Annotated in this window: 7 protein-coding genes; 1 reads left to right on the top strand and 6 read right to left on the bottom strand. The window is 47.1% G+C overall.

The annotated features are described in order from the left end of the window. Positions 1-23 precede the first annotated feature (23 nt). Positions 24-1,079, top strand: a complete 1,056-nt coding sequence (locus ACFPFU_RS03900; RefSeq protein ID WP_377061715.1) for a LacI family DNA-binding transcriptional regulator — start codon at positions 24-26, stop codon at positions 1,077-1,079. A gap of 220 nt (positions 1,080-1,299) precedes the next feature. Here the strand turns inward: ACFPFU_RS03900 and ACFPFU_RS03895 are convergent, their stop codons facing one another. The 6 genes from ACFPFU_RS03895 to ACFPFU_RS03870 form a co-directional block, all read right to left on the bottom strand. After that, positions 1,300-3,213, bottom strand: a complete 1,914-nt coding sequence (locus ACFPFU_RS03895; RefSeq protein WP_377061713.1) for a 6-phosphogluconolactonase — start codon at positions 3,211-3,213, stop codon at positions 1,300-1,302. Between the two features lie 8 nt (positions 3,214-3,221). Further along, complete coding sequence (locus tag ACFPFU_RS03890) at positions 3,222-4,694, bottom strand: sodium:solute symporter family protein (protein ID WP_377061711.1); 1,473 nt, start codon at positions 4,692-4,694, stop codon at positions 3,222-3,224. Positions 4,695-4,742: 48 nt separating this feature from the next. Further along, positions 4,743-5,960, bottom strand: a complete 1,218-nt coding sequence (locus tag ACFPFU_RS03885; RefSeq protein WP_377061709.1) for a Gfo/Idh/MocA family protein — start codon at positions 5,958-5,960, stop codon at positions 4,743-4,745. 94 nt (positions 5,961-6,054) lie between these two features. Next, positions 6,055-7,260: an alpha/beta hydrolase family protein gene (locus ACFPFU_RS03880; RefSeq protein ID WP_377061707.1), complete on the bottom strand. Its 1,206-nt coding sequence runs from the start codon at positions 7,258-7,260 to the stop codon at positions 6,055-6,057. Positions 7,261-7,269: 9 nt separating this feature from the next. Then, positions 7,270-8,622: a Gfo/Idh/MocA family protein gene (locus tag ACFPFU_RS03875; protein WP_377061705.1), complete on the bottom strand. Its 1,353-nt coding sequence runs from the start codon at positions 8,620-8,622 to the stop codon at positions 7,270-7,272. Between the two features lie 304 nt (positions 8,623-8,926). Beyond that, on the bottom strand, positions 8,927-13,198 hold the full coding sequence (locus ACFPFU_RS03870; RefSeq protein ID WP_377061703.1) for a hybrid sensor histidine kinase/response regulator transcription factor: 4,272 nt from the start codon (positions 13,196-13,198) through the stop codon (positions 8,927-8,929). Between the last annotated feature and the right edge of the window lie 19 nt (positions 13,199-13,217).

Genomic DNA, 13,217 nt, shown 5'->3' with positions numbered 1-13,217 from the left:
TGCTAGGCAATAATTTGATGTTTATGAAGGAAAAAGGAAAACTGTCCGGCGTAAAGGAAATAGCCCGTAGGGCCAATGTTTCTATTGCTACAGTGGATAGAGTCATTCACAATAGAAACGGGGTTTCACCGAAAACAAAGAAGAAAATAGAGGCCATTATCAAAGAACTGAATTACCAGCCCAACATATTGGCCAGCAGGTTGGCCTCAGGGAAGGTATTTCGTATTGCGGTTTTGATTCCCAAGGGCTCTGAAATGACGGACTTCTGGGATGCGCCTCTGAAAGGCATTGAAAGGGCCGAAGCCGAAATAAAGCAATATGGGGTCTCGGTGGAAACTTTCCTTTTTGACCTCAATGATAAGGCTACTTTCCTGCAGGCAGTCGATGCGCTCAGGGCAAAAAGCTACGATGGTTTTTTGATTGCGCCTTCTTTTGTGGAGGAAGCCAAAGAATTTGCGCGTTATTGCCAGGAACAATCCCTTCCTTTTGTTTTCATCGACAGCAACATTGAAAACCAGCCCAGCTTGTCGTATATCGGCCCGCCTTTGTTCCAAAGTGGCTACCTGGGATCAAGACTCTGTGCTTTCGGCATGGGCACGTCCAATAAAGTCTTGCTGGTGAATATCACAAGAGAAAGCGGTAATTATAATTATTCCCAGATAGAAGAAGGTTTTAAGAGCTACTTTGTGGAAAATAAAGTGCCTTTTGATTTGATCAAGCTCAACATTGAGGAAACCGACTACGAATCCGTGGCTTTGGCCCTTAAAAAGGCGTTCCTTCAACATCCGGATATAGAAGCCATATTTGTGACCAATTCAAGGGTATTTTCTGTCGCTAGATTCCTGGAAACCATGGACAAAGCACACATTCAGTTGGTCGGTTATGATTTTGTAAAGCAAAACCAGGACTATCTCAAAAAAGGCATCATTGATTTTCTTATTTGCCATAAGCCGGAAGAACAGGGGTACAAGGGGATGATGAACTTGTATCACCATTTGAGTTTGAAACTGCCGGTGGATAAGGTGTATTACATGCCCATTGATATTGTCACCAAAGAAAATCAAGAGTACTACCGATAAGAAGCCGATGATCGGAGGGGCTTTATGCAGGACTGAACCTTAGTCGTTTTTGGTGGCGTGCCCATGACCATTTGAAAGATGCGCTTACTTTGCCCGGCCAGAAAGGGCAGGTCAGTAACCAATTCCTCATCCGATAGGAGAGAGGATGAGGGCGCGTTGGGCAAGCGACAAAAATAGCGTGACTTGACACTGATGGCCCCCCGCTGTGGGGGAGATGATATCATTTTTCGACGATATCTGTTTCTTCTGCCACATCATACACCAACTTGCTGTTTTTGTAAACTTGGAGTATCCTGATGACTTTCCCAAGCAGCTCAAACCTCACCCAGTCTCCCCTGTGGGATGGGTCAAGTTCTCCATTTAAATATTCCAGCGGAATAGAGGAGGCCATGGCCCAAGCCGATGAAAGGGGTTTCAGTTTACTCTTGACCAAGTATTGTACATTTTCCAGGAGATTTTTGCCAGCGCCCGCCAAGAGCCCGTCCTCATTCTTTACGGATAGCCGGCCTGTCTTTGACAGAACAACTTTGTTGCCGATATGTGCATCGTATTCCCCGGAAGGCATACCGGCAAAGTTGGTGGCGTCACTTACCAGGAAAGCCTTTCTTCCTTTTAACTCGAAAACCACCTTCAGAAAGTTGTCCGGAACGTGAAAACCATCAGCTATAATACTGGTATAAAGGCCATCGGCTGCCAGTTGATCCCAGAGCAAATTGGGGTGTCTTGGCAGTTCCAAGGGGATGCCATTACCCAAATGGGTGGAGAGACTGGCGCCCGCGGCCACTGCGGCTGATACGGTCCGGCTGTCTGCGCTGCTATGCCCGATGGCCACTTTGATGCCCGCATCCACGCATTTTCGAATGAATTCCATCCCTCCTTCGGATTCGGGAGCCATGGTCACCAACCTGATTCTGTTTCCGGAAATCTTCTGAAAGGTTTTTATCAGGTTCCAGGATGGATTTTGAATATATTGTTCATCATGAGCGCCTTTTGCGCCCGGGGACGGGGAAATAAATGGTCCCTCCAAGTGTATGCCTTCTATGCATTGATCCACCAACGGGTATTTTTCACATGCCCGGACCAGCGTTTTGAGTAATTTCTCTATGGTCTCCGGTGAATTGGTGATCAACGTAGGAAGATAGGTGGTGACCCCTTGGCTAAGCAGGTATGAGGTGGCTTTAAAAACAGCTTCCGGGGTAAGATCAGGATGATTGAAATCGATGCCGCTAATGCCGTTGATCTGCAGGTCGGCAAGCCCTGGGCCGAAATATTCGTTTTCGGCAGGAGGATGGTTTTTCAGTTCCACCATGCTGCCCCACGTATTGTCGTGATGGTTTATGAGGCAAAGGGATCCACTGATGCAATTGTTGGATACAAAATTATCGGGATATGCTAAATCTCCCGCGGGGGTGGGGTAGGAGTCCCGATCCAGAAAAAGATCGCAATGGTCCAGCGTCTTGATAATGGAGGCAGGACAGCGGTGGTTTACGGGGCCCAGGAGCGTGTTGTATACAGCCTCTTTTTTTGCGGCGCCGGGCACCACGCAGCTGATGTAACCGGCCTGGATGAGGGCAGGTATCGTCAGGGTCAGCGCATATTCGGGCACATCCGCCAATGTATCAAAGCAGTCATCGTTAACCTGTTGCTGCCTGCAGGCGGTTTCCAGCTTTACTTTTTTTACCGGTACCGGGTCATTAAAATCCGCTACCGGGGGGTCATTGAATGCGATATGCCCGTTTTCGCCGATGCCCATGCAGACGATATCGATGGGAGCTTCCGCCAATAATCGCGAATACCTGGCACATTCCCGGTTCGGGTCCTCCAGCCCGTTGATCAGGTGAACCTGATGAAACGGCACATGGTCAAAAAGATGCCTTTTCAGGAAATTGGCAAACAGGGCAGGTGAAGCACCATTCAAACCGATGTATTCATCCATGTGGAAGGCCGTGATTTTTTTCCAGGGAATGAGTTTAGACTCCCTTAAGTAATCCAGCATTTCTATCTGAGAGGGGGCCGCAGCGAAAATGATGCGTAGCCCCGTCTTCTCTTCGAGCATTTCCAATATCTTATTTTCTACCGCTTTGCCTGCGGCAATTCCCATATCCAGTCTGGAATTGTTCGGTATCAATTTCATGGTGTAGGTTAATTTTGTGTTTGGTGAACGGCTTCTAGCAAGTCCCTGACTTTTTGAGGGACAGGTCCCTTGGTGATCATGCCCAGGATGATGTAGGTCAGTGAAGAAAGAATAAGGGGAAGACTGACTTCAACGGCCAGGCTCCCCACGTCGGTGTTTTTGGTGATGATGAAGGTAAGAAGTCCCACGACTATGGAGCCGATGGCAGACAAAGGGCCACAACGCCGGAAAGCGGGTATAAGGCCCAGCAACATGGGGACTGCGATAGGGCCAACCAAGGCCCCAAACCAGCTTATGATGAGTCCCAGTATCCCTCCAAAATATTCGTATTGGAAGGCGATGATGATGGTCGCCAGGGTAAAGATAAAAGTCGTCATCCGGGCAATGGTGAGGGAGTTCTTCTCCAAACCCATCTTTTTGGAAATCACTGGGAGGATATCCCGTGTGATAACAGCCGATATGGTATTGATGTCTGAGGAGGTCATGGACATGGTGTTGGCAAAAAGCGAGGCAATTACCAGTCCGACGAGTCCGGAAGGCAGCAACAACAGCGTGAGTTCTCCGTAGGACTGGCTGGGGTCGTCTAAGCCCGGTAACAAAACCGGGGCAGCCCACATGGGAAAAAACAGGATCAATGGCCATATCAGGTAGAGCAGGCCGGATAACCTGGCCGCTTTGCTGGCTTGTTGTTCATCGGGTGAGGAAATATAACGGGTGGCTAAATTCCATTGGCCGCCGTTGTAGGCCAGAAAGTTGATGAACAGGAAGGCCAGCGCAAAGCCTACCCCATAAGGCTCATGGAACGCCTGACTGTTTTCAGCAGGTAAATTTTCCCAAAGCGTAAAGATGCTGCCCATCCCGCCCAACCGCATCAATACCACGATAAACATCACCAATCCCGCCAAAAGTTGAACAATGAACTGGGTAAAATCGGTAATTACCACCGCCCAAAGTCCTCCGAAGGTAATGTATAATAAAGATATACCTCCGGACACCAAAATGCCTACAGGCAAACTTATCCCCGTAAAAACATTCAAAAGGACGGCGATGGCAGCCCACTTGGCCCCTATGTCGAAGAGCTTGAGTATGACCCCGCTCCAGGCCATGATCTGTTGTGTGGTCAGGTTGTAGCGTTGGGCGAGGTATTCCAGGGGCGATTGGATTTCAAATTTTTTTCTTAGCCTCACCCATATCACCGGGAATATTTTCGCACTGATGATTACTGTTATCCCTATGGTAAAGGCCCACCAGACATACACCGAAAAACCATGGGTGTAGGCCAGTGCCGCATAGGCGACAAAAACGGCACCGCTGTATCCGGATACATGGTGGGATATTCCCGAAAGCCACCAGGGCAGGTTCCCCCCGGCTACGAAATAGTCCTTGGCGTTCTGATTCCGAAAGTAAGCATAAATGCCGATCACCAGCATTAATAGGAAAAACAGACCTATGATGACCAGATCCAGGTTAGTCAATTTCATTATTTTATTATCAGAAAATTAGAATGGATTAAAAGAAAGGGGCTGCTTCTAAGTGCTGTAGGCTTTGTCCCAATATTGGTACTTTTCTTCTTCCATGGCTTTATTGGCCATATGCACGGCAATGGCTACATCCTTCCCCTGTTGGATATCACAAAAAGGTTTTTTCCTCTCTAAGATACACTTTGCAAAATCAGCCAAAGCATACAATGTGGGTTCCTGATTTCTTCCATCAGGACTGTCAAAATGGATAGGAATGGCTTCCCCATGGGTGTTGTTTTTAACGGTGGCACCGGATACGCCGTCGACTACCCCAAGCTCTACTTTTGTAGGTTCCGCATAGACAAAAGCTTTGTCTCTTTGGATCTCAACTGTTCCTTCGGTTCCCAGGATACGGATAGCGTATCCTTTATACGCATTGGACAATATGGAGCTTACACTGGAGGTGACACCGTTTGGATAATGGTACAACGCCCTGGTATGGTCGAAGATTTCCCTTCCGTCTTTCCAATAGTCAAGACTGCCCATACCCGTCACCCTTGTGGGGACATTTCCGGTAAACCAGTTGACGATGTCGATCTGGTGGGCGCAAAGTTCCGTCATCAGTCCGCCTGAATAGGCTTTGTACATCCTCCAATTCACTTCTTTTTCCAACTTTGGGTCAGCAACGGGTTTTTTCCAGTCGTTGTTCCTATGATACTGGCATTCAAACTGGGTTACCTGGCCGCACCAACCCCCGTCCAGTATCTCCTTGACCTTGTGGTAAAGCCCGTAGTACCTGTACTGGTGGCCCACCTGAAATACGAGAGACGAATTTTTTAATTTTTGACTTAGTGTTAAGGCTTCCGGTATGGTATGGGTGATGGTTTTTTCCATATAGATGTGCTTCCCGGCGTCAACGGCATCCATTCCCATCGGAAAATGGAGATAAAGAGGGGTCGCAATGACCACGGCGTCGATATTCTTATCTTCGAGGAGTTTTCTGTAATCGGCATATCCTTTTGCGGATTTGTCCGCCAATCCCAGGCCCTTGTTGAGTTGGTCCGGGTTGATGTCACAACATGCCCGTAAAGAAAGGTTATCCAGGTTTTTCATCACGGTGGCCAGCCCGATCCCCCGGCTGCCGCACCCGATCAACCCTATATTGATTTTCTCACCCTTGTGAGGGGGCCGACTATATCCCACTGAATGAAGGCCTGCAACACCTACCCCTGCCATGGCCACTGTTCCTGTCAGAAGAAATTTCCTTCTGGATTGCTTGTTTTCCATGCTTTTAAACGTTCTACGGTTACGTTACCGCAAGATATGGATTTAATTGAGTATTTTAAAATCGGCGTCAATGATAATGGTCAGCTAATCGACTTTATTTTGTTTTTAGGAAATAAGTGAAGAAGTCATATATCACTTCATTGGATTGAGCGGTGGGTGCATGTTCCGGCCGGTTGGTCATCCCCACGCGGTCATCAAAACCCAACAGCTGGTTTACCTGAATGCTGTGGTTAAGGGGGATCCATCTTTCTATGGGATCTTCTGACCCGCCCGATACCAGAAAGGGTCTTGGGGCCATCAATACATGCAGCTCGTGTAAATCCGTGTTTTTTTCGAGCAACTTGGGATAAAGTCCCAAAGCCGGATTTTCAGCGTCCGGAATGCCTCTTTTTCTCCAAGGCTGCGGATGGTAACCCAGGTACCAGGGTTCCCAGTAATTGATGCTGGGCCTGTCCTGCTGGAATACGATGCCGGGGTCGGACCAAACCGCAGCGGCAAATTGATCATAGAGGCAGGAAGCAAACATCGCCCATTTCCCCCCATAGGAATGCCCCATGATGCCTATTCTTTCCGCATCCACTTCGGGAAGGCCGGCCAGGAGATGCCAAGAGGTGGCAGCGGCATAGGCCAACATCGACAAGGGCTCGACCTGGGCATTATGGATATCCGGATAATAGATGGCATAGGTCTGGTTTTCGGTGGTCTCGGTGGTGCCCAGCGATAGGGTCACAAAACCTCTTTTGGTCAACTGGAGGGCAAAATCCCGGTGTTCGAGTTCCGGCTTTCCCAGGCCGGCGGCTGTTTCCGGTTCATAATAGACCGTAATCACGGCCGCGCTGTTTGCAGCATCAAAAGGCACCAACAGGTAGGCGGTGGTGCTTTGTCCCGGTACCCAATCAAACCTTATCTTTTTCTGCCAAAAACCATCTTTTTTTTCTGTTTCAAGGATTTGATATGCAGGGTTTTTATCCATTTCAGGCCATTTGCCCATCAGTCCATGCCATTTTTCGCGGATTTCAATTCTCCTTTTTTCCCAATTTTTTTTGTTCTTTACCCTCTTTCCATTTTCAAAAACCAAAGGACTCCTATATTCCCCTAATTCACCTGAAAAAACCTCGGGAGGGGAGAAATAGGGTGCAAGCCGCTGCCAAAGCACAGCATTTCCTGTTGCCCTTTCCTCTGGCTGCAAATGGGAGACTTGCGCCCATAGTGCCTGGGTGCCTATTGTCAGCAGGCCGGTGAAAAGCCAGTTTCCGACACTGGCTTTCCATCTATACATCTTTCCTTTCTTTTTCATCATAAATTCCGGTTACACCTTCGGCTCCCAGCCCTTTTGGTAGTCCCTTTTCCAATATTTGGCCGCTGATTTGCTGTTTTTGATATGACCGTTTTTAGGATCTGTATTCAAGGTCTCGCCTGTCAACAAAGCTATATTACCCAGCTGACAAAGCAAAGTACTGATATGGCCACTTTCTATATCTGAATGGAGTGAGGTACCTTGCCGGATAGCGCTGAACAGGTTTTGTATATGGAGGGCATCAAGTTGTTGGGCAGGGTTGGTTATATCTCTGGCATCTATGCTGGTATCATTTTTAACTTCCTTCACCACCTTGTTCTTAAGGTCATACACCGTGTAGGAATTGCCTCCGTCAATTTTAAGGGCGCCGTCTTCTCCATAAAACATCACCCCCACACTGGAGCCTTCAATGTTGAGACCATTACAGCTTCTGCCTTCCCAACTGATTTTGGTGTTGTTGCCAAATTCAAGGTTGATGGTTTGGGTATCCGGGGTTTCCCAATCATCGCTATAGCGATAACGCCCTCCTGCTGAAGATACCCTGATAGGATAATCCACGCCAAGCCCCCAGCGCGCCAAATCAATCATATGGGTGCCGTTGTTAAGGGCCTCGCCGGTGCCCCAGTTCCAGAACCAATGCCAGTTATAATGAATCAGGTTATCCCTGAAATTCTCTCTGGGTGCGGGTCCCTGCCACAGGTCAAAGTCCAGCCAATCCGGAACGGCGATCTTTTTGCCGCTGCCGATAGGGCCACGGTTGTTGGTATACCAGGTTTTTGCATAATAGGGCCTTCCGATGATGCCCTGGTGAAGTTCCTTGATGGCGGCGATCACATTTGGCCAGGATCTTCTTTGGTTACCCATCTGAAGCACCCTGTTGTATTTGTTGGCCGCTTTGATCAGGAGTTCACCTTCATGGGGGTTATGGCTGGCGGGCTTTTCGAGATACACGTCTTTTCCTGCCTGGCAGGCGAGGATGGCAGCCGGTGCATGCCAGTGGTCAGGAGCGGCCACAATCAAAACATCAAGGTCTTTGTCTTCCAGGCTTTTTCTAAAATCGGGGATGGCTTTGGGACGATCATCCTGGATTTTACCCACCGCGGCGATGCTTTTTTCCATAGCCCTGCTATCCACGTCACAAATATGGATAATCCGGCAGTTGTCCTGACGGGCAAAGTTCTGCGCCAAGGCATTTCCCCTGCCGTTGACTCCCATTACGGAAACTTTTATCCTGTCGTTGGCTCCTATGATTTGCGCGTAGCTTTTGGCGCTGAAGCCGGTCAGCGCCCCGCCAAAAGACAGGGCTGCCGTGCCGGCGACGGTTTTTTTGATAAAATCTCTTCTTGAATCCACAATTTTCGTCATTTTATAAGATTTTAGGTATTCGGTTAAAAGGTATAGTGTTCATTTTGTTCCAAAGATTTGTTTCTGTCCCAGGCTTCACGGGGAATGGGAAAACGGATGGACCTATGATTTAAAGGTGGATCAAATCGATCAACAGGTCCAGAAATAGGTTTGATACAAGAGGAATAATGGTAACGTTACCGTGAAGCTCTACTATTACCACATTCGTTTAAAAGCGCGCTCTTTATTTTACGTTAACGTACACGTAATATAGAACTAATAAATAAACCCACAAAATTTTTCGCCTAACAATTTTTTTTAAAATTTACCGGTGGAATTTATTGGGCTGAATTCCTGATTGGCTTTCTGATAATCTGTAGCGGCTGGGGTTACTGCCAAACTGCTTGTGAAAACACTTGCTGAAATACTTGGGGTTGTTGAACCCGGTCATATAGCCGATTTCGGAGATTTTATAATCGCTTTCCAGAAGCAGCTGGGCAGCCCGCTTTAACCGGATCATCTGGATAAATTCATTGGGGGTACTCCCTATCAAGGCTTTGAATTTTTCGAAAACCAAGGTCCTGCTTAATCCCAATTCCTTTACCAAATGATTGATATTAAATTGGGGGTTGTCCATATTTTTTTCTACCACCCCAATGGCTGTTTGAAGCCACGTTTCATCAGCTGGGGCCACCCTGATGGCGGAAGGTTCCAAATTGGGGGATTTTTTAAACTGTTGCCGGAGTTTCTCCCGGCTCTCCAGCAGGTTCTTGATTTTTAAAGTCAAAAGATCCAACGAAAACGGCTTGGTAACGTAATCATCTGCTCCGGACTCATATCCTTCCAGTTGGTGAATATGCGAACTTTTGGCTGTAAGCAGGATAACGGGAATATGACTCGTGGCAATATTCTGTTTAATTCTCCCGCAGAGTTCTATCCCATCCATCACCGGCATCATTACGTCAGATATAATGAGGTCTGGCTGTTGGTTCTCACATAATTCCAGCCCCTGTTTTCCATCTGAAGCAGTGATCACCTGAAATTGTTCCGACAAAACTTTTTCCAGCAAACGGAGTAATTCAGGGTTATCTTCTACGATCAACACACGCCGGTTTGCGGGCGGCGTCCTGTTTATGGTCTTATAACCGGCCAGTTCTTTCGCAGGAAAGGTTTCTTCGGCAGCGCTTCGGCCCATGGCCTTGTTCCCTGCAGAATGGCGGACGGTTTGGTCCGGCCGGGCCAATTCATGCTTGGCGTAATGCTCAAACCCGTTCCGGAGCGTTACCGTAAAGACCGTTTCCACTCCCGGTGTGCTGTGTACTTCAATTTTCCCTTTGTGAAAATCCACTAGATTTTTGGAAAGCGCAAGTCCTATTCCCGTCCCCACATGCGGATAGTCACTGCCCTGGCTGATTTGGAAAAAGCGGTCAAATATCAGATCCCGGTGCTCCGGCAATATCCCTTTTCCCGTATCTTCGATGGATATGGCCAATCCCTCAAGCTGCTCCCCGTTTTCAATAAGGGTACCCCTACAGACCTTAATGCGTATTCTGCCGCCGTCGGGTGTAAATTTAAAAGCATTATAAATAAGATTGTAAAAGACTTTTTCCATCTGTTCCGGGTCAAACCACATGATGGGATAGATGTCATCCTCAAACTCCAGTCGAAAATCGATGTTTCTTTGGGAGGCGACTACTTCAAATGCCTGATAGATATTCTTCAAAAAAGGAACAATTTCTACTTCCCTGACCGTAAGCCTGAGGTGCCCGGTCTCCTGCTTCCTAAAATCCAAAAGCTGGTTAATCAATCTCAGCAACCGGGCCGTGTTGACATGGATGCTTTTCAGCTGATGCGGTACGTCCAGTGGGAGGTCGTCTCTTTTGGACAATTGTTCCAGCGGGGCTTTGATCAGCATCAACGGGGTACGGAGTTCGTGGGAAATGTTGGTGAAAAACCTCATTTTCAACTGATTGATTTCCTCCTGTTTTTGTTTTTCAATCCGTTCTATTTTGAGATCATTTCTTAGTTTCATCCTCCAGGACACCAATAGTTTTATCCCATACGATGCCAATCCAAATAAAAGGATATAGGCCATATACGCCCAGGTGCTCTGGTACCACGGAGGCAAAACGGTCAGCTGTAACCGGGCAATGCCGGACTCTTCCCGGGTATTCTCATAAAATGATTTCAGTTTGAAAATATAATTTCCCGGCCTGAGGTTGGAGTAAGGGGCATACCTTCTTTTTGCATCGGTAACGATCCAATCCTTGTCATAATTTTCCAATTGATAAGCATACTGCAACTTGCTCTGCCCGGTATACTCCAAAGCACTGAATTCCAATTCAACACTATTGTGTATAGGGTGGAGCTTAATTTCATCCGTAAAGCTGATATTTTGGGAAATGATCTGCTTGTTGGAGATGGGTTTGCCCGGCACCGTTTCCTGGTTCAATACCCTCAATCGGGTAATGACAGGCGTATTGGGGATAGCGGCCGGTTTGATTTTCTCAGGAAAAAAAGCATTGAAGCCATTGGTGCCTCCAAAATAAAGTTTACCTTCTTTGTCCTTAAAGGCAGCTCCCAAATTAAATTCATCAGATTGTAAACCGTTTTCCTGGCTGTAATTTCTGAAAGTATGACTGTTTTTTTCCAATGAAGACAAACCATTGACTGTGCTGATCCAGAGCTGCCCCGAGTCGTCTTCAAGAATGGCTTTCACCACATCGCTGGGAAGCCCGTCTTTCTCTCTATAAACCTTGATGCCGCCATCCAAAGGGTTCAGTCTGTTGAGACCACCTCCAAAAGTACCTATCCATATATACCCGCTTTTATCTTCTATTACCGAAGTGATGATGTCATGGGAAATGCTGTTGGGATGATGGGCATCATGTTTAAAATGGTGAAATTTTCCGTTCTCCAAATCAAGTTTGCTCAGTCCTCCGCCGTATGTACCGATCCACAAATTGTTTTTGGAATCGATATGCAAAGCCCGAACGTCATTAAAACTAAGGGAATTGGCATCATTTGGATCATGATGGAACTGGGTGAAATCCCCTGTGGCGGGATCAAATCTATTCAGTCCGCCGCCATTGGCAGTACCTATCCAAATGTAGCCTTCCTCATCCTGCGCAAAAGCCCATACCTCATCTTTGCTAAGGGTGTTGGGTTGGGAGGGATTGTGGCGGTGATAATGATACCTACCTGTTAAAGGGTCATAGACATTGATGCCACCGCCGTCTGTTCCGATCCATATTTTCTGATCGCTTGCCTGAAATACAACTTGAACATGGTTATGACTGAGCAATTCTCCGTCACCGGCCGTATAATAATTGAAATGGTCTTTACCCGCGGGTTGAAGATTTAATCCTCCATTAAATAATCCCACCCAAAGGTTTCCAGTCTGATCTTTTATAATGGATTTTACCATTTTTCCCGACAGCCCTTTCTGGAAGTCCGGATCATATCGATAATGTTCAAAATGCTGGTAACCCGGATTGGTTTTATTGAGTCCCTCCCCGGAATACATTCCCAGCCACATATTCCCCGATCGGTCTTCAAAAACGGTATATACAGAATTACCATTTAAACTGTAGGGGTCACTGGCCTTGTCACCGTAATGGGTGATGTGTCCGGATTCAGTATGATAAACAAAAAGCCCTCTTCCCAAGGTGCCTATCCACAAGTCACCATGTTGGTCTTCCTTAAACCCGGTGATATTGAAGTCGGGTTGCTGAAAAGACATTTTCGTTTCCGGTAAGGCAAAAGGAGAAAATCCGGAACCGTATTTTTTCTTTAAAAGTACACCGTATTTTTCTGTTCCGATCCAAAAATTCCCTTTGGTATCTTCATAAAATGACTTTACGGAATGGACCGCACGTCCTTCATATTCCAATCCAACGTGTTCAAGCTGTCCTGTACCGTTTAGGATCCGATAAGCCCCTCCTTCTAGGGTTCCTATCCATATATTACTTGACTTATCCTTATATACACTCCATATTTTATCGTCTTCCAGAATGGTATTGTGTCTTTGGAATGCCTGGATATGGAGGCGCTCAAAGTAGCTGTCCACTGTGCCAGGCGTGGTCATCGATTCAAAACCGGATATTCTATATATTCCTGCCCCATTGGTACCTACCCAGATATTGTCCTGATCATCTTTGCATAGGCTGCTTATTTTTTTTGAATATATACCAGCCTTATCCTCATGTACCTGTTCAAAAGGGGTAAAGGCCTCTGTATATGGATCGAATATGTTGATACCGCCACCTTCGGTTCCGATCCATATTCTATGGAATTTATCCAGGACCATTCCCCTGATGACATTATTGTTGATACTGTGTGGGAGGGTAGGGTCATGTCTGAAAATCCGGAACTGGTAGCCATCGAACCTGGCCAGACCGTCATCGGTGCCGAACCAAAGATAGCCAAGCTGGTCCTGGCACACCGCAAGAACGGAATTTTGGGGAAGTCCTTCCTTGGTGGTGTAATGCGTGAATTTCAAAAAGGCATTGCTTTCCTGGGCCGATAAAGGAAACGCAGAGATAACAACGAACAAAAACAGGCTCCATGAGAACAGGTGAGCGCATGGTTTTCTCATAAGGCACCAAGATTTAAGT

The organism is Negadavirga shengliensis (assembly GCF_042652345.1).
GTDB lineage: Bacteria > Bacteroidota > Bacteroidia > Cytophagales > Cyclobacteriaceae > Negadavirga > Negadavirga shengliensis.
The sequence above is the reverse complement of the archived record's forward strand: the minus strand, read 5'-3'. Positions and strand labels throughout refer to the sequence as shown.